The sequence below is a fragment of the Lelliottia wanjuensis genome (genome assembly GCF_030238365.1).
Lineage (GTDB): Bacteria > Pseudomonadota > Gammaproteobacteria > Enterobacterales > Enterobacteriaceae > Enterobacter > Enterobacter wanjuensis.
Genome location: NZ_JASSOT010000073.1, coordinates 1 through 16,991, shown reverse-complemented (window position 1 = coordinate 16,991; position 16,991 = coordinate 1). Strand labels below are relative to the sequence as shown.

The following is a 16,991-nucleotide window of genomic DNA, read 5'->3' as shown; positions in this document are numbered from 1 at the left end:
GCGATACCTATGCTGCAAAAAAACCTACCCCATCCGGTGCTCGCCGTGTTGCATCGCTTCCCGGTCAAACACCCGCTGAATCTGTCCATGCGCCATAAACGCCGCGCGATCCGACATATGCGCAATCACGTCTGCGTCGTGGCTCACCAGCAGATAGGTCATACCGTGCTGCTGTTTCAGGCGGTTGAGCAGGTTGAGGATCTCCGCCTGCACCGACATATCCAGCGCCGAGGTCGGCTCGTCGAGCAACAGAAGCTGCGGGCGCAGCAGCAACGCGCGGGCAATCGCCACGCGCTGACGCTGGCCGCCGGAAAGCTGATGCGGATAGCGCTGGCCCGCGTCCGCCGACAATCCCACCTGCTGCAACGCATCGGCCACTTTCTGCGTGACCTGCGTTGCGCCGTGGATTTTGAGCGGCTCGGTCAGCGTGCGTGAGATGGTATGGTTCGGATGCAGGGACGCCCACGGATCCTGAAACACCATCTGCACGTTGCGCCGTAGCGCACCGGTGAATCGCTCCCCGGAGGAAAGTTTTTCCCCCAGCAGCGATACCTCGCCGCGCCACTGACGCTGCAGCCCGGCCAGCACGCGCAGAATGGTCGATTTCCCGCAGCCGGATTCACCAATCAGGCTGAACGTTTCCCCTTTTTCGATGGCAAAACTGGCCGCTGACACCGCCGTTTTCTCGCCAAATGCCACCTGTAGCTGACGGACTTCAACGAGGGCCATGCTGTAACTCCTTGCGATCCAGCGTCGGTAACATCTGCCCGTAAGTGCTGGCTTTCGGGCGACAGGTCCAGAGCGTACGGGTGTAGGGATGGGTGGCCTGCGGCAGATCGCGCGCGGCCATTTCATCAACTTTTTCGCCCTGATACATCACCAGCACGCGGTCGCAATGCTCCGCCACCAGGGGCAAATCGTGGCTAATCAGTAACATCGCCATCTGGCGTTCTTCACACTGCTGCACCAGCAGTTCGAGGATTTGGTTGCGCAGACGGGCGTCGAGAGCCGACGTGGGCTCATCGGCAATCAGCACCTGCGGATTGTTAATCAGTGCAATGGCGATCATCACCCGCTGGCCCATCCCGCCGGAGAGTTCGCCGGGATAGCGCGTCAGCACGCTCTGCTCCAGCCCGACGGCGTGGATGATGTCGCGGATACGCTCAACGCGCTCCTTACGAGGAAGGGACTGATGCAGGGTGAGCGACTCCTCGAGCTGCGCGGAAACGCTGTTGACCGGATTGAGCGCATAGCGCGGATCCTGAAGCACCATCGCAATTCCGTTGCCGCGAAGCTGTTGCCAGCCGCGGTTGTTCATCGTCAGCAGATCGTTGCCCAGCACATTAAGCTGGCGGGCGCTCACCGTGCCGGGCTTGCGTACCAGGCCCATCAGCGCGCGGGCGGACATGGATTTACCGGAGCCGGATTCGCCCACCAGCGCCAGCCGTTCGTTGCCGAGCGTAAAGCTCAGGTTGTTCACCACGCGCGCGGCGGGGTAGTCGATATTCAGCGCATCGACGATGACGCGAGGTTTAGTCATGCTGTGGCTCCAGAATGTCGCGCAGGCCGTCGCCCAGCAGGTTAAAGGCCAGGCTGGCGAACAGAATCGCCCCGCCGGGAATGGCGGCAATCCACCACTGATCGAAAATCACCTGCATCCCGTCGGCGATCATCGCGCCCCATTCGGCCATCGGCGGACGCGCCCCGAGACCGAGGAACCCAAGCCCGGCGGCGGCCAGAATAATCCCCGCCAGATCCAGCGCCAGGCGCACAATGGCTGACGGCAGACAGAGCGGCAGAATATGTCCGAGCAACAGCCGCCCGCCGCGAATGCCCATCATCTCGGCGGCAGCGAGATAATCGCTGTGGCGCAGACGCTGAATTTCACTCCGGGCCTGACGCGCATAGGCCGGCCAGGTGGTGAGCGCCAGGGCCAGCGCGCCGTTCACCAGTCCCGGACCGAGCATGGCGACAAAGGCAAAGGCGAGGATCAGGCGTGGCATCGACATCACCACGTCGGTAAAACGCATCAACACGCGCTCCAGCCAGCCGCCGTAATACCCGGATAAAATCCCGATCGCAAGCCCGGCGGGCAGCGTAATGACGGTGACCAGAGCCACCAGCCCAAGGGCGGGGCGGCTGCCGTAGATCAGGCGCGAGAGTAGGTCGCGACCATAGCTGTCGGTGCCCAGCCAGTGTTCGGCGTTCGGGGCCTGCAAACGTGCCGCGGCGTTCTGCCAGTTGGGATCGAGCGGGGCGAGCCACGGGGCAAACAGGGCGATCAGCAGCAACAGGCTGATGGCAATAAGCCCGCAGAACGCAGCGGGAGAGCGGCGCAGTCGGCGCAGGAAAAGAGAAAAAGGCATCAGCGCACCCTGGGGTCGGTGGCCCGCACAAGCAGGTCGGTCAGATTATTAATCAGCACAAAACAGACGCCAATCACCAGTGTACCGCCCATGATGGCGGTGGTATCGCCCGCAAACAGCGCGGTGGTGAGGTAGCGGCCAATGCCCGGCCATGAGAAGACGGTTTCGGTCAGCACCGCCCCTTCGAGCATGCTGGTGTAGGCCAGGGCGATCACCGTCAGCAGCGTGCTGCGAATGTTCGGCAGCACGTGACGCAGCAGGATCGTCATCTCTCCGGCACCCTTGGCGCGGGCGAGCAGGATGTACTCTTTGTTCATTTCGCTCAGGCATGCCGAACGCGTCAGGCGGGTGATGCTCGCCAGCGAATAGTAGGCCAGCAGCAGCACCGGCAGCACCAGATGGCTGACGGCGTTTTTAAACGCCTCCCGGTCGCCGGAAAGCCAGGTGTCGATCAGCGCAAAACCGGTGCGCGGTTCAACGGTGTATTGCCAGATATCATCCAGCCGCCCCGGCCCGGCGCTCCACTGCAGCTTGGCGTAGAACAGCGCTAGCATTAACAGTCCGAGCCAGAAAATGGGCACCGAGTTACCCAGCAGGGTGAGGGTGCGGATGATCAGATCCAGCGGCGAACCGGCAAAGCGTGCGCAGAGTACGCCTGCGATCACCCCGAGTACGGAGCCGATGATCAGCGCCAGCGTGGCGAGTTCCAGCGTGGCCGGAAAGGCGTGCAGCAGATCCTGCAATACGGGCTGCCCGGTGGCGCTGGCGGTACCGAGATCGCCGTGGAACAGGTTCAGCAGGTAGTGCCAGAACTGGACGGCGACAGGCTGATCCAGCCCGAGCTGGTGGCGGACCTGATCGTAGGTCGACTGGCTGGCGTGATCGCCGACGATCTGCAGAACGCGATCGACGGGGGAGAAAGCAGAGAGCGCAAAGGTGACGAGCAGGAGCCCGAACAGGGTGAGCAGCAGGGTGAGAAGCCCCTGTAAAACACGCATCACGTGGGTGGATAGATGTGGCATGGGGAGAGCGTTATTCCTGAGCTGGCCTTCAATGCCGGGTGGCGGCTACGCCTTACCCGGCCTACAAAACCGTAAATGTAGGCCGGGTAAGCGCAGCGCCACCCGGCAGTCAGGGTGAATTATTTCGTCACTTTATCGTACCAGACCATATCGGCGTTCAGCCCCTGCTGGTAACCCTTCACGTTATCGCGCACCACGATCTGGGTTTTGCCCTGATCGACGAACACGTAAGGCGAGTTGTGCTGTAACTCCTGCTGCATTTTGGTGTACAGATCCAGGCGTTTGGCCGGGTCTGGCTCGGCCACGGCGGCCAGCGTCGCTTTATTCAGCTCCGGGATTTTCCAGCCGTTAAGACCCGCCACCGTGCTGGATTTACCGTCATTCCACGCAAAGGCGCTGGCGTTAGAGTGCGCGTCAAAGTAGTCCGGGATCCACAGGCGAATCGCCGCCTGATGCTGCTTGGCACGCACGCGAGCGTACACCTGGCTGCCCGCGGCTGGCAGCAGATCGACCTTCACACCGCCCTGGGCGAAGCTTGCCTGCATCGACTGAGCGATGGTGATAAACGGCGGTTTGTTCTCCACGTCCAGCGTGAAATGTGCGTCTTTAATGCCCGCTTTGGCGAGGATCTCTTTCGCTTTGGCCGGATCGAATTTAAACGGATTCTCTTCCAGCGCGCCCGGCAGACCGACCGGCAGGAAGCTCTGATGGACAAAATACTGGCCCTTCAGCAGATCTTTGGTAATGCCCTCGTAATCCACCAGCCAGCGCGATGCTTCCCAGAACGCCGGGTTGTTCAGCAGTGGGTTGGCGCTGTTTCCGGCGTTAAACACCAGGTAGTTCTGTTCGGCCGACGGAATGCTCAGCACTTTCACACCCGCTTTGCCTTCGAGGGCGCTGATTTGGTCCGCGCCCAGATCGCGGGCCACGTCGGCGTCACCCTGCTGGATCAGCAGGCGGCGAGAGGCCGGGTCCGGGACGTTTTTAATAATGATGCTTTTAAGCTTCGGCGCGCCGCCAGGGGCGCTGTCGTTGGCTTCCAGCACAATCGCCTGATGCGACTGATAGACGCGCATTTTGTACGCGCCGCTGCCCGCCGAGTGCATTTTTAGCCAGGCGTTACCGAAGTCGTTGTCTTTCACATTCGCCGCAACCAGCTTTTCATCGACGATGGAGGCGATAGGCGTGGAGAGAATATTCAGCGCCACCGCCGGGCTGACGTCAGCGGTCCAGCGCAGTTCCAGCGTGTGGTCATCCACTTTTTTCAGCTGGCTGGCGATATTGCCCGGCTCCCAGCCCAGCACGTTGAGAATAAAGGCCGGTGATTTGTTGAGGGTGATGGCGCGGGTGTAAGAGAAAATCACATCTTCCGGGCGCAGCGGATTGCCGGAGGCAAATTTGGCGTCAGGCTTGAGTTTGATCGTCAGGGTTTTCGCTGCTGCGTTGGCTTCCCAGCTTTCTGCCAGAATCGGCGAGATTTTGGCCGGGTTATCGCGGTCCGGCTGCACCAGGCGCTGGTACAGGCTCGGCACGGTCTGGATGCTGGAAAGCTCGTTGGCTTCGGCGGGATCGAGGCTCACGATATCATCCAGCCCCTGAGCGACAACCAGCGTATTCGGCGGAGTAGTGGCGTTGGCGGCGGCGGACAGCACGGCCAATACCAGTAACGGCAGCAGTTTTTTCGTCATAGCGATCCCTGAAAATGAAATGTGTTGTGATTGTTTTTGGCATCGCTACGTTAGGCCGGGCGGGAAAATCCTCAAAGTCTAAATTCTGCTTTGCTTATGCCCTCAGGATATAACGCATGCAGATTGGCTATTAAGCGGCGGCGCAAACCACCGCTTTTCGCCTGCAATCTTTCCGATAGCGCGCTAGATCTTGCCGCTGAACAGCACCGGTCCGGTCGGTTGTCCGGTTGGCGATCCACCTTTCGGTTCGAGGCTTATCGCAATCACGGCGTCGGCGGCGAGGGTCAGTTTGTTGAGCCTCACCTGAGTCGGCGCCTGGCTGTTGACCAGGCCCAGCGACACCGGCGTTTTCCCGGCGGGGATCAGCCACAGCTGCAGGCTGTTATTAGTGGTCAGCGCGGCAGGGCGCAGCGGGGAGATGCTCAGCTGCTGGCGCTGGCTGTCTGCACTCACCAGCCATTGTCCCTGCTGCTGTGCATCGTTCAGCACCACCAGCGGAGAAAGTTCAGGTTCACGCACGGCATACCAGGTCGTCAGCGTGATGGCCGCTAAACCTGCCGCCACCATCCAGCCGAGATAAGGGCGGGTGCGGCGCGCCGGGGTTTGCGCCGGGAGGTCGAGCAGGATTTTTTTCCACACTTTTTCGGGCGGCAAAATCGGGGCCAGATGGCTGTCGAGGGTACTGAACGTGGTTTCCCAGCGCGCAACCCGCTCGGCCAACTCGCGTTCATGCAAAAGCCTCTTCTGGAAACGGAGCCGCGCGTTGCCCCGCAGCGTACCGAGGGCGTACTCTGCTGCCAGCGCATCATCGCGTTTTTCGTTATCGTTCATAGGCCTATACATTCCCGGAGATGTTCCATCGCGCGGCGGATCCAGCTTTTGACCGAGCCAACCGGCTGTTTGAGCCAGTCGGCGATATCGCTATGAGACATTCCCTGATAATACGCGAGCGTAATGCTCTGGCGCTGATCGTGGCTGAGATGACCGAGGCAGTGGCGCAAACGCTCCGCCTGGTCTTCATCATGCCAGTTATTGCGATCGTCGCCGTCGGCAACCTGGAGTAAGTCGGTGTACTCCTCTTCACGGCTGGCCGCGCGGGCTTGCCCACCCCGGAGCCAGTCAATGCAGCGGTTACGGACAATATGTGTCAGCCAGGTCATGGGGGAGCTGAGGGCAGGATCATAAGCGTCGGCCTTGCTCCAGACGGTGATGAAGCAGTCGTGCAGCACCTCTTCCGCCCAGGCGTGCTGGCGCAACATGCGCAGGGCAACGGCAAAAAGATGCGGTGACGTCAGTCGGTAGAGCTGTTCAAATGCGCGGCGATCGCCCGTGGCGACCGCCTGCATTAATCTAAGGTGCTGTTCTGCCAGCGCATTATCCATCTGTTTTCCGGATGCTTATTTTCCCATCCGAAGTATAGACAATTACTTAGGCATCAGAACGGTGTCGATCACGTCAATCACGCCGTTTTTCTGGTGGACGTCGTAGGTGCTGATGTTCGCCACGTTGCCTTTGCCGTCTTTAAGCTGAATGTTGTGCGGGCCATTGCTCATGATCCACAGGGGCTGGCCGTTGACAGTTTTGAGTTCCGCGTGGCCGCCGCCCTGTTTAATTTTCGCTTCCAGGGCTTTCATATCGTAATTCCCGGCCACCACGTGATAGGTCAGGATGCTGGTGAGCGTCGCTTTGTTCTCCGGTTTCACCAGGTTGTCGACCGTTCCGGCAGGCAGCTTGGCGAACGCCGCATCGGTCGGGGCGAAGACGGTGAACGGCCCTTTGCTCTGCAACGTATCCACCAGACCGGCAGCCTTAACGGCGGCGACCAGGGTGGTGTGATCTTTTGAGTTCATGGCATTTTCGACGATATTTTTTTGCGGGAACATCGCCGCGCCGCCGACCATGACCGAACCGGAATCCATGGCGGCAAATGAGCCTGCGGTGAAGAGTAAGGCGCTGGATACGAATGCGATCTTAATGAACTTTTTCATCATACATCCTCGTAGTAGGGAGCTCAGGATTTGCTCACGTACTGATATACGAGGGAGGGGGGGAACTGGATGCAGGAAAAATAAAATTTTTTTTGCGCGCGCATCCGGCGCGCTGTTTTTGACCCGTGGGGGAGACATCCCTGTCTGCTGTCATCACTCCTTTATCATTAGCGGACCGACACGCCTTCCAGCTTGCCGGACGACGTCATGTCAAACTCGGCGGTGTAACCGTTTTTACGCCAGCGGGTGCGCTCGCCGTTGGTGGAGTGCCATCCTGCATCTTCCATATAATCAACGGCTTCACCCTGGTATTTGCCCGCGATGTTGGAATCGATTTCACGCGCTATGTTACCCGTAGACTCATCGTCCCGATGGTGATGCCGGGTATGTCCGACGTGGCACGTTCCGTTAGCTTCATCAACCTGTGTACAGCCCGATTGTTCCAGCTGTGCGCGATAGGCTTCGCTGATAGCAAACACAGGCTGAGAAAATATGCCGCCAATCACGGCGAGTAAGATCCAATAGTTTGTTTTCATGATCATCTGCTCTGTTAACGATACCAGCAGCGTGAGCCGTTATCGGCCTGGCTGGCGTCTGCTAAGGTTTCACAATCCGGCAGGGAAACGCCGTCGCGGGTAATCATGTGATCTTTATTGTGGTGATGATGTTCATTTCTCGGCGGGGCAATAATACAGCCGGATAACATCAGCGTTGCGCCAGCAATAGTGAGTGCCATAAGAACTTTATTCATTCCGGTATTCCTGTCTTGGGGTTATGCATTTCATTAGCCGCAGTATTATTCCGTTTTAAATAGTCGGGTTCCTTACTCAAGCGGCATTTTCAACGGGGATTATCTGTCCGTGAAAGCATCATAGGGAGTTCTGAAACTAAAATAAAGAGGTCCGACCTGGTGTTATCTGTTGTTTTATTTGTATGAATTTAAAGAATAAAAACTTTCGTCATCCGCGTTGTTATCCAGTTGTTGTTTTTTATAGATGGTTTTGACTTTGTCTACATTAATAATCGTGGGTGCTTTATGGATAATTCAAAGTAATCGATTACAGATAATTAACGAAAATTAACGAAAATAAACGAAAATAAACGAAATAAATCATTAAAGAGCGGGAAAATAAAACAGAGCGGTTTTTTAAGATTAATCCGCAGAGAAGCTTAATGGTATGACGATTTATTCGCAGAGCAGGGTTATTACGCTGTTGTTTTGTTGACACCAGTGAAGAATAAAAGCGTGGTTTTGCGAAAAACCGGCCAGAGGGCGGGTAAGAGAGAGGGTCAGCGTGCTGTCTGATATCGCTGTTACGCAGGCGCTGTCAAAGCCCATAAAGGCGTTCTCGCGCGGGAAAAGGGCTTTAAACAGGCTCTCTTTGGCGCTGAAAGCCAGCGTCAGGGCGAGGGCAAACGGATATCCCGTGCTGAGCAGCACAGATTTTTCCTCTGCACAGATGATCCCGTCCTGAATCTCCACGGCTTCCTGTTCATCGATAAGCTGCTCGCCGTCGATGCCCACCAGCGTGCTATCGCCACGCACCGCCAGGGCGAATGCCTGGGTGTCGCTGTGAGAAATACTGCCTGCTATTCCTTCTGGCCACAGGGGTTCGCCGTTAGGGCCAATACCCGGCACTGTCGCGATCGCCAAATCCTGTAGCGCATGCGCGGCGGCGATGCGTCCGGCCAGATGGTCGGCTTTACGTTTAGTGGCGGCATGGCTCAGGGCGGCGTGATGGGGTAGCCAGAGGAGATCGGCGTTGTCGAACGTGGTGGGATCGAAATCAATGCGGTGAAGCGAGACGCCGCCGAGTGTCAGCAGGCTGTGAGTGGTTTGCATCGGTCCCCCTGATTGAACAAAGCCCCCTTCGGTGGAAGGGGGCTTACAGTCTATCAGAAGTGGGTGTTTACGCTCATGTACCAGGTGCGTCCCGGTTCGTTGTAGGTGTAAGCACCTGCACCGTACATGTACGCGCCGGTGGTGGCGTTCCCGGTGGTCTGGGCATTACCCGCGCGCCACTGGCGTTTGTCGAAGACGTTGTCCACGCCGCCGGTCAGGCTGACGTACTTAGTCACGTCCCAGGTCGCGCTCAGGCCGACGATGCTGTACGGGCTGACTTCGTCTTTCTCAGACCCGGTCACCGGCTGACCTTTGTAGTTGTATTTCTTCGGCTGCTGCTTGCCGTACCAGGTGAAGGTCGACTGCACAGAAACATCCTGCTGTACCTGCCAGCTCAGGGTTGAGTTCAGCGTGTACTCCGGGATGATCGACAGACGGTCGCCGGTCTCTTTGTTCTTACTTTGCAGCATGTAGGTGATGTTGTTGGTCCAGTTGACCGCATCCGTCACCGGCACGTTCAGTGTCCCTTCCAGCCCTTCTACCACGGCTTTCGGCACGTTTTCCCACTGATAAATATCGGTGGTGACTTTGCCGGAAGAGGTCTGGCCGATTGGCGCATAGCCTGCTTCGATTTTGTCGCGGTAGTCGTTACGGAACCAGGTCGCGCCCGCCAGCCAGCCGTCGCGTTTCCACTCGAGGCCGATCTCTTTGTTGATGCTGGTTTCGGCTTTCAGGTCGTCGTTACCCATCATGTAACAGCCGACGCCGTCACCGCTGGCGTAACAACCCTGACCTTTGCTGTAGAGCAGATAGTTCGGGTTGGTCTGGTACAGGCTCGGTGCTTTGTACGCCCGGGCGATACCCATTTTCAGCGTGAAGTCATCACCCAGACCTTGCGACAGGTTCAGGGACGGGCTCCAGTTGTTGCCGACGATAGTGTGATGATCGAAGCGCAGCGCCGGGGTCAGCATGGTGCTGTCGGTCAGCTCCATGTTGTTTTCAGCGAACAGGGAGAAGATTTCCGCCTGAGAGTACGGGCTACGGTCGTCGCTCATGCCCGGGATCGCGCCGCCCTGTTGGGTCTGGGAATTCGAGGCGTAATCCTTCATGCGCTGCTGGTTCCACTCGGTGCCCAGCGTCAGGTTCTGATTGACGAGGAAGTCGAACGGCAGGCTGACTTCGCTGTGCAGCGTGACGTCGGACAGATCCGTATCGGTAAACTTGTCGCTGTTGAACAGCCCTTCCAGACCGCCCGCCAGCCCTTCGCCGAGACGCGAGTTGCGGGTGTGCTCGTACTGCGCCCAGTTGCTGGTGGTCACGCCGTTATCCCAGCCGCCGTTCCAGGTTACCGCCCAGTTCTGGCGGTAGATACGGTTGGTCTCTTTGCCGTAGTTCTTCTTCACCAGCCCATTGGAGCTGTCGTCGTTGTTGGTGTTCTGCGTATCGCCCGCGTAGAGGTTGTTCTGGCGGCTGTAGCCCGCTTCAAACTCCAGGGACTGCATCGGGGCAAAGTCCCAGCGCACGACGCCGTTGATGTCTTTGTTTTCCACCCCCTCACGGCCCGCAGGCAGGGTGCTGGAATACATCCCGGTACGCTCAGACTGATGGCCCTGGTTGATGTCCCATGCGTCGGCCTGGGTTTTGTCCAGATTACCGAACATGCGGAAGCTGAAATCGCCGCCCAGCGGCCCGCTCAGGCTGAAGTTGGTGCGCTTGGTGGAGCCTTCGTCTTTATGCTCCGGCGCGTTCAGATAGGTGTTCCACGAACCATGCCACTGGTTGTCGAATTTCTTGGTGATGATGTTCACCACGCCGCCCGCCGCGCCGTTACCGTAGCGTGCCGCCGCCGGGCCACGAATCACTTCGATGCGCTCGATCATCTCTGGCGGCACCCAGCCGGTGTCGCCGCGGGTATCACGCTCGCCGCGCCAGCCCAGACGGATGGAGTTGCGGCTGGTGACCGGTTTGCCGTCGATCAGAATCAGGGTGTTTTCCGGGCCCATGCCGCGAATGTCGATCTGGCGGTTGTTGCCGCGCTGGCCGCTGGTGGAGTTCCCGGTGAGGTTCACGCCCGGCATGGTACGAATGATTTCGGCCACGTCGCGAGCGGGAGGATTTTTACGGATTTCATCGGCAGTGATGGTGGAAACGCCCGGCGCCTGCAGGTTCTGCTCGGCGGCGGTGATCACCATGGTGTCTTCGTGCGCGGCGCTGCTGGTGGTTTTGTCCTCTGCCATCGCTGGCATGGCTACGCCGTAAATCCCCAGATTGACCAGCAAGGCCAGGGAGTGAATCTTCTTATTCATTGTACGTCCTGCTTTTCGTTGCCGCGTCCCCTTGGCTCCATTCCCTAACGGGAGAGGAGGCGGCATGACTTATCACCGGCACGTTGCGTAAGCAGCCCTGTCCTCGAGCGCACACAATGCGTGGCATGGTTATTTTATGAGCGCGCTTCCCACAGCGCGGGCACTACGCTATTGCAAATGCAAATAGTTATCAATAATATTATCAATAATTTTTACCGTGTATCAAAAAAGACGCGAAAAACATGAGGTTAAACGGGTGACGGCGCTAACAACGGGAAGTGAAGCCTGGTGGCAGTCCAAAACAGGTCCGGAATGGGTCCGCGAAGGCGAACAATATCGTGTCACGTTCTGGTGGCGCGATCCGGCAGGGACAGAGCGCACATCGCCGGTACAGCGGGTGTGGATCTACATCACCGGCGTGACCGACCACCATCAAAATGCCCGACCACAATCCTTAACCCGCCTTCCCGGCACCGACGTCTGGCAATGGCAGGGGGAGTTCAGCCCCGAGTGGCGCGGCAGCTACTGTTTTATCCCCTCCGATAATCCTCAGGATTTCGACGAGATCGTCTTCACCGCCGACGCGCCGGACCGCATGGCCCTGCGCGAGGGCTGGCGCAAACTGCTGCCGAAAGCGATCGCCGATCCGCTAAACCGCCAGAGCTGGCGCGGCGGACGCGGCCATCCGGTCTCTGCACTTGAGATGCCGAATGCGCCGGTGCAGCCGGGCTGGAATCATCCCGATACGCCACATTTACCGCCACACTGCATTGAGTGGCACAGCCCGCGGCTGGGGAATTCGCGCCGGGTATGGGTCTTTACCACTGGCGAGGAAAACCCGACCGAGCGCCCGCTGGCGATCCTCCTCGACGGGCAGTTCTGGGCTGAAAGTATGCCCGTCTGGCCCGCGCTGACGGCGCTCACCAACGAGGGGCAGCTGCCGCCTGCGGTCTACGTACTCATTGATGTGATCGACACCGCCCATCGCAGCCGCGAGCTGCCCTGCAATCCCGATTTCTGGCAGGCGGTGCAGGAGGAATTACTCCCGCAGATCCACGCCGTTACGCCTTTTAGCTCTCAGCCCGATCGCACGGTTGTCGCCGGGCAAAGCTTCGGCGGTCTGGCGTCTCTGTACGCCGGTCTCAACTGGCCGCAGCGCTTTGGCTGCGTGCTCAGTCAGTCGGGCTCCTACTGGTGGCCGCACCGCGGCGCGCAGCAGGACGGGCTGCTGATCGAACAACTCAAAGCGGGTGAAAAATCCGCCGAACACCTTCGCATCGTTCTTGAAGCGGGCCAGCGCGAGCCGCTGATTTTCCGGGCCAATCAGGCCATTTACGCCCAACTACAACACACACAGCAGTCGATTTTCTGGCGTCAGGTTGACGGCGGACATGATGCGCTTTGCTGGCGTGGCGGGCTGACGCAGGGGCTTATTACCCTCTGGCAGCCACTCATTCACTAACGCCAGGCAGGCGATTTTTTTCGACAGGAGTTAGGTATGGAATTCAGTAATCCCTTCGACAATCCGCAAGGGCGATTCGCCATTTTGCAAAACGAAAACGGTCAGTACAGCCTATGGCCCGCCCAGTGCGCGCAGCCTGCGGGCTGGCGACAGGTCTGCGAGCCGCAGTCTCAGGAAGCCTGCCAGCAGTGGCTTAGCGAAAACTGGCAGACGCTTCTCCCTTCACATTTCGCGGGGGAGAACGCATGAGCGCACATCTTCCTCTCGTCGCCGCCCAGCCGGGAATCTGGATGGCAGAACAGCTCTCGACCCTGCCGAACGCCTGGAGCGTGGCGCACTACGTTGAACTGAAAGGCGAAATCAACGCCCCGCTGCTGGCGAAAGCCATCGTCGAAGGCATGATGCAGGCCGACACGCTGCGCACGCGCTTTAGCGAAGACAACGGCGAGGTGTGGCAGTGGATCGACGAATCGATGACGCTCGCCGAGCCAAAGCGTGTCGATCTGCGCGACAGCGCCGATCCGCACGCCGCCGCCGTGGCGCTGATGGAGGCCGATCTTGCGCAAAACCTGCGCGTCGACAGCGGTCAGCCGCTGGCATTTCAGCTCCTGATTCAGGTCGAAGACAATCGCTGGTACTGGTATCAGCGCTATCACCATTTAGTGGTCGATGGCTTTAGTTTCCCGGCCATTACCCGCCAGATCGCCGCCATTTATGCCGCGTGGGCGAAAGGCGAACCGACGCCCGCGTCGCCGTTTACGCCGTTTGCGGAGGTGGTGGAAGAGTATCAGCGCTATCGCGACAGCGAGGCGTATCAGCGCGACGGCGCGTTCTGGGCCGAGCAGCGCAAACAGCTCCCGCCTCCGGTTTCACTGTCACCCGCGCCGCTGCCGGGTCGCGCCGCGACCACCGATATTTTGCGTCTCAAGCTGGTGGCCGATCGCCGCGTGTTCAGCCAGCTGACCGCCGCCTGCGCGCAGGTGCAGCGCACGGATCTGGCCCTCGCGCTGGTGGCCCTGTGGCTGGGCCGCTTAACTGGTCGGCTGGACTTCGCGGCGGGCTTTATCTTCATGCGTCGCATGGGATCGGCGGCGCTCACCGCCACCGGCCCGGTGCTCAACGTCCTGCCGATGGCGGTTAACATCAGCCCGCAGGAGACCTTGCCGGAGCTGGCCCTGCGCCTGGCAAATCAGCTGAAAAAGATGCGCCGTCACCAGCGTTACGACGCCGAGCAGATTGTGCGTGACAGCGGCCGTGTGGCCGGAGACGAAGCGCTGTTTGGCCCGGTGCTGAACGTGAAGGTCTTTGATTATCAGCTGGATATTGACGGCGTCGAGGCGATAACGCATACCCTGGCGACCGGCCCGGTGAACGATCTCGAACTGGCTCTGTTCCCGGACGAGCAGGGCGGGCTGAGCATTGAAATTCTGGCGAACAAACAGCGCTACGATGAGGCGACGCTCACCCGCCACGTGGCGCGCCTGAACGCGCTGCTGGCGCAGTTTGCCGCCAATCCTGCGCTGGCCTGCGGCGAGGCGGAAACCGTCTCCGAAGAGGAGTATGACCAGCTGGCGCAGATCAACGACACCGGCGTGATGCTCGAAGCGACTACCCTGAGCGCGCTGGTGGCGGAGCAGGCGCACAAAACGCCGGACGCCCCGGCGCTGGCAGATGCGCATATTGAACTGACCTATCGCCAGATGCGCGAGCAGGTGATCGCTCTGGCAAATCTCCTGCGCGAACGCGGCGTCAAACCCGGCGACAGCGTGGCGGTGGCATTGCCGCGCTCGGTGTTCCTGACCCTGGCGCTCCACGCGATTGTCGAAGCCGGAGCCGCCTGGCTGCCGCTCGATACGGGCTATCCCGACGATCGCCTGCACATGATGCTGGAAGATGCGCGTCCTTCTTTACTCATTACCACCGACGATCAGCTCCCGCGCTTTAGCGACGTGCCGGATCTTACGACCCTGTGCTACGGCGAACTGCTGCCTGCACATGGCAGCGAACCGCTGAATCTGAGCACGCCTGAGCAGACCGCCTACATCATCTTTACCTCCGGCTCGACCGGGCGCCCGAAAGGGGTGATGGTCGGGCAAACCGCCATCGTCAACCGCCTGCTGTGGATGCAAAACCACTATCCGCTGGATGCGCGCGACGTGGTGGCGCAGAAAACGCCGTGCAGTTTTGACGTCTCGGTGTGGGAGTTCTGGTGGCCGTTTATCGCCGGGGCAAAACTGGTGATGGCCGAGCCGGACGCCCATCGCGATCCGCTGGCGATGCAGCAGTTCTTCGCCCGCTACGGCGTCACCACCACGCACTTTGTCCCGTCGATGCTGGCGGCGTTTGTCGCCTCCTTAACGCCGGAAAACGCCCACTGCTGCACCAGCCTGAAACAGGTGTTCTGTAGCGGCGAGGCGCTGCCAACCGAGCTGTGCCGCGAGTGGGAAGTGCTTACTCACGCGCCGCTACACAATTTATATGGCCCGACGGAAGCGGCGGTAGACGTGAGCTGGTATCCGGCCTTCGGCGACGCGCTGGCGGCGGTGTCCGGCAACAGCGTGCCGATTGGTTTCCCGGTGTGGAATACCGGGCTGCGTATTCTGGACGCAATGATGCGCCCGGTGCCGTTTGGCGTGGCGGGCGATCTCTATCTGACCGGCATTCAGCTGGCGCAGGGGTATCTGGGCCGACCGGATCTGACCGCCAGCCGCTTTATCGCCGATCCTTTTGCGCCGGGTGAGCGCATGTATCGCACCGGCGACGTCGCCCGCTGGCTGGACAACGGCGCGGTGGAGTATCTCGGTCGCAGCGACGATCAGCTCAAAATTCGCGGTCAGCGCATAGAGCTTGGCGAAATCGACCGCGCGATGCAGGCCTTGCCTGACGTGGCGCAGGCGGTGGCCCATGCCTGTGTCTTCAATCAGGCGGCAGCGACCGGCGGCGATGCGCGCCAGCTGGTGGGCTACGTGGTGTCGGACTCCGGTTTACCGCTGGACCGCGATGCGCTGCTCGACGCCCTGAAAGCACAGCTTCCGCCGCACATGGTGCCGGTGGTGCTGCTGCAAATCAGCGAGCTGCCGCTGAGCGCCAACGGCAAGCTGGATCGCAAAGCGCTGCCGCTGCCTATACTTTCCAGCAAAGCCTCGGGCCGCGCGCCGGAAACCGAAACCGAAATCGCGGTGGCGCAGGCGTTCTCGGCGCTGCTTGGCTGCGAGGTGAACGACATTGAAGCGGATTTCTTCGCCCTCGGCGGCCACTCGCTGCTGGCGATGCGTCTCGCGGCGCAGCTTAGCCGCGCGTTCTCCCGCAAAGTCACGCCGGGGCAGATCATGGTCGCTTCGACGGTGAACCAACTGAGCACGCTGCTGGATTCTTCAATGAGCGACGAACAGGCGCTGCGTCTGGGTTATGAAGCGATCCTCCCCCTGCGTCAAAGCAACGGACCGACGCTGTTCTGCTTCCATCCGGCGTCCGGTTTTGCCTGGCAGTTCAGCGTGTTGGCGCGCTATCTCAGCCCGCGCTGGTCGATTACCGGGATTCAGTCTCCTCGCCCGGAAGGCCCGATGGCGCAGGGCGCGACGCTGGATGCGGTGATCAAACATCATCTGCACACCCTTCGCGCGCAGCAGGCGCAGGGGCCGTACTATCTGTTTGGTTATTCGCTTGGCGGGACCTTAGCGCAGGGCATCGCCGCGCGGCTGCGCGAGCAGGGTGAAGAGGTTGCGTTCCTCGGCCTGCTGGATACCTGGCCGCCGGAGACACAAAACTGGGCGGAAAAAGAGGCCAACGGGCTGGACCCGGAAGTGCTGGCGGAGATCGAACGCGAGCGGGAAGCTTTCATGGCGGCCCAGCAGGGGCAGGCGTCGGGCGAGCTGTTTACCGCCATCGAAGGGAACTACGCCGATGCGGTGCGCCTGCTGACCACGGCGCACAGCTCGCGGTTTGGCGGCAAAGCGACGCTGTTCGTCGCCGAACGCACGCGAACCATGGACCCGCATCAGGCGTGGGCCCCGTGGGTGGGAGAGTTAGAGGTCTATTCTCAGGATTGCGCCCACGTGGACATTATTTCGCCGCAGGCGTTCGAGCAGATTGGGCCGGTGTTGAAGGGGATTTTGGGGTAAGTGCGCGCTGTTGCCCTCACCCTAACCCTCTCCCACAGGGAGAGGGGACTCGGACTCCCTCTCCCACAGGGAGAGATACCGTCTTGTCGGTTATCCGGCAAGCGGTATTTCAGCATTAAATTCTCGTCCGGATTTCACCACGCCATAGGCCAGCTGGAGCAGTTTTCTCATCCCGGCACATACGCGTTCCTTCCC

At 59.9% G+C, this 16,991-nt stretch carries 15 protein-coding genes; 3 read left to right on the top strand and 12 right to left on the bottom strand.

Translation table 11 applies throughout. The features are described 5' to 3' along the window. Nucleotides 1-24: 24 nt before the first annotated feature. From QQF33_RS22395 to QQF33_RS22340, 12 genes are all read right to left on the bottom strand, one after another. A complete protein-coding gene (locus tag QQF33_RS22395; protein WP_285158637.1) occupies nucleotides 25-729 on the bottom strand; it encodes an ABC transporter ATP-binding protein in 705 nt (234 codons plus the stop codon). Further along, complete coding sequence (locus QQF33_RS22390) at nucleotides 716-1,540, bottom strand: ABC transporter ATP-binding protein (RefSeq protein ID WP_285158636.1); 825 nt, start codon at nucleotides 1,538-1,540, stop codon at nucleotides 716-718. Before QQF33_RS22390 ends, QQF33_RS22395 begins: the two co-directional genes overlap by 14 nt. Next, nucleotides 1,533-2,366, bottom strand: a complete 834-nt coding sequence (locus QQF33_RS22385) for an ABC transporter permease (protein ID WP_285158635.1) — start codon at nucleotides 2,364-2,366, stop codon at nucleotides 1,533-1,535. Before QQF33_RS22385 ends, QQF33_RS22390 begins: the two co-directional genes overlap by 8 nt. Beyond that, nucleotides 2,366-3,388 (bottom strand): ABC transporter permease, encoded by a 1,023-nt coding sequence (locus QQF33_RS22380; protein WP_285158634.1) that lies wholly within the window; start codon nucleotides 3,386-3,388, stop codon nucleotides 2,366-2,368. The genes QQF33_RS22385 and QQF33_RS22380 overlap by 1 nt, the downstream gene beginning before the upstream one ends. Nucleotides 3,389-3,507: 119 nt before the next feature. After that, entirely contained in the window at nucleotides 3,508-5,076 is a 1,569-nt protein-coding gene (locus QQF33_RS22375; RefSeq protein ID WP_285158633.1) for an ABC transporter substrate-binding protein, read from the bottom strand. 183 nt (nucleotides 5,077-5,259) lie between these two features. Further along, nucleotides 5,260-5,907 carry an anti-sigma factor gene (locus QQF33_RS22370; protein ID WP_285158632.1) on the bottom strand — a complete coding sequence of 216 codons (648 nt, stop codon included), beginning with the start codon at nucleotides 5,905-5,907 and terminating at the stop codon, nucleotides 5,260-5,262. Beyond that, nucleotides 5,904-6,458, bottom strand: a complete 555-nt coding sequence (locus QQF33_RS22365; RefSeq protein ID WP_282493845.1) for a sigma-70 family RNA polymerase sigma factor — start codon at nucleotides 6,456-6,458, stop codon at nucleotides 5,904-5,906. The genes QQF33_RS22370 and QQF33_RS22365 overlap by 4 nt, the downstream gene beginning before the upstream one ends. Before the next feature lie 42 nt (nucleotides 6,459-6,500). After that, on the bottom strand, nucleotides 6,501-7,064 hold the full coding sequence (locus tag QQF33_RS22360; protein ID WP_285146684.1) for a fasciclin domain-containing protein: 564 nt from the start codon (nucleotides 7,062-7,064) through the stop codon (nucleotides 6,501-6,503). 167 nt (nucleotides 7,065-7,231) lie between these two features. Then, nucleotides 7,232-7,600, bottom strand: a complete 369-nt coding sequence (locus QQF33_RS22355) for a hypothetical protein (RefSeq protein ID WP_285146682.1) — start codon at nucleotides 7,598-7,600, stop codon at nucleotides 7,232-7,234. Nucleotides 7,601-7,614: 14 nt separating this feature from the next. Further along, nucleotides 7,615-7,815, bottom strand: a complete 201-nt coding sequence (locus QQF33_RS22350; protein WP_285158631.1) for a hypothetical protein — start codon at nucleotides 7,813-7,815, stop codon at nucleotides 7,615-7,617. A 435-nt stretch (nucleotides 7,816-8,250) separates the two neighbouring features. Next, complete coding sequence (gene entD, locus QQF33_RS22345; RefSeq protein WP_285158630.1) at nucleotides 8,251-8,907, bottom strand: enterobactin synthase subunit EntD; 657 nt, start codon at nucleotides 8,905-8,907, stop codon at nucleotides 8,251-8,253. A gap of 53 nt (nucleotides 8,908-8,960) precedes the next feature. Further along, nucleotides 8,961-11,213, bottom strand: a complete 2,253-nt coding sequence (locus QQF33_RS22340; RefSeq protein ID WP_282493840.1) for a TonB-dependent siderophore receptor — start codon at nucleotides 11,211-11,213, stop codon at nucleotides 8,961-8,963. A 217-nt stretch (nucleotides 11,214-11,430) separates the two neighbouring features. On the opposite strand from QQF33_RS22340, the gene fes reads away from it, so the two are divergent. The 3 genes from fes to entF are packed head-to-tail and all read left to right on the top strand — an operon-like array spanning nucleotide 11,431 to nucleotide 16,796. Next, complete coding sequence (gene fes / locus QQF33_RS22335) at nucleotides 11,431-12,675, top strand: enterochelin esterase (protein WP_285158629.1); 1,245 nt, start codon at nucleotides 11,431-11,433, stop codon at nucleotides 12,673-12,675. Nucleotides 12,676-12,711: 36 nt separating this feature from the next. Beyond that, on the top strand, nucleotides 12,712-12,924 hold the full coding sequence (locus QQF33_RS22330; RefSeq protein WP_285158628.1) for an MbtH family protein: 213 nt from the start codon (nucleotides 12,712-12,714) through the stop codon (nucleotides 12,922-12,924). Beyond that, nucleotides 12,921-16,796, top strand: a complete 3,876-nt coding sequence (gene entF / locus QQF33_RS22325) for an enterobactin non-ribosomal peptide synthetase EntF (RefSeq protein WP_285158627.1) — start codon at nucleotides 12,921-12,923, stop codon at nucleotides 16,794-16,796. The genes QQF33_RS22330 and entF overlap by 4 nt, the downstream gene beginning before the upstream one ends. Nucleotides 16,797-16,991: the final 195 nt, after the last annotated feature.

Coding starts and splice junctions, on each gene's coding strand:
- QQF33_RS22360 (WP_285146684.1), bottom strand. CDS start 7,064: ATGAAAAAGTTCATTAAGATCGCATTCGTATCCAGCGCCTTACTCTTC.
- entD (WP_285158630.1), bottom strand. CDS start 8,907: ATGCAAACCACTCACAGCCTGCTGACACTCGGCGGCGTCTCGCTTCAC.
- QQF33_RS22395 (WP_285158637.1), bottom strand. CDS start 729: ATGGCCCTCGTTGAAGTCCGTCAGCTACAGGTGGCATTTGGCGAGAAA.
- QQF33_RS22385 (WP_285158635.1), bottom strand. CDS start 2,366: ATGCCTTTTTCTCTTTTCCTGCGCCGACTGCGCCGCTCTCCCGCTGCG.
- QQF33_RS22365 (WP_282493845.1), bottom strand. CDS start 6,458: ATGGATAATGCGCTGGCAGAACAGCACCTTAGATTAATGCAGGCGGTC.
- QQF33_RS22370 (WP_285158632.1), bottom strand. CDS start 5,907: ATGAACGATAACGAAAAACGCGATGATGCGCTGGCAGCAGAGTACGCC.
- QQF33_RS22340 (WP_282493840.1), bottom strand. CDS start 11,213: ATGAATAAGAAGATTCACTCCCTGGCCTTGCTGGTCAATCTGGGGATT.
- QQF33_RS22375 (WP_285158633.1), bottom strand. CDS start 5,076: ATGACGAAAAAACTGCTGCCGTTACTGGTATTGGCCGTGCTGTCCGCC.
- QQF33_RS22350 (WP_285158631.1), bottom strand. CDS start 7,815: ATGAATAAAGTTCTTATGGCACTCACTATTGCTGGCGCAACGCTGATG.
- entF (WP_285158627.1), top strand. CDS start 12,921: ATGAGCGCACATCTTCCTCTCGTCGCCGCCCAGCCGGGAATCTGGATG.
- QQF33_RS22390 (WP_285158636.1), bottom strand. CDS start 1,540: ATGACTAAACCTCGCGTCATCGTCGATGCGCTGAATATCGACTACCCC.
- QQF33_RS22355 (WP_285146682.1), bottom strand. CDS start 7,600: ATGAAAACAAACTATTGGATCTTACTCGCCGTGATTGGCGGCATATTT.
- QQF33_RS22380 (WP_285158634.1), bottom strand. CDS start 3,388: ATGCCACATCTATCCACCCACGTGATGCGTGTTTTACAGGGGCTTCTC.
- QQF33_RS22330 (WP_285158628.1), top strand. CDS start 12,712: ATGGAATTCAGTAATCCCTTCGACAATCCGCAAGGGCGATTCGCCATT.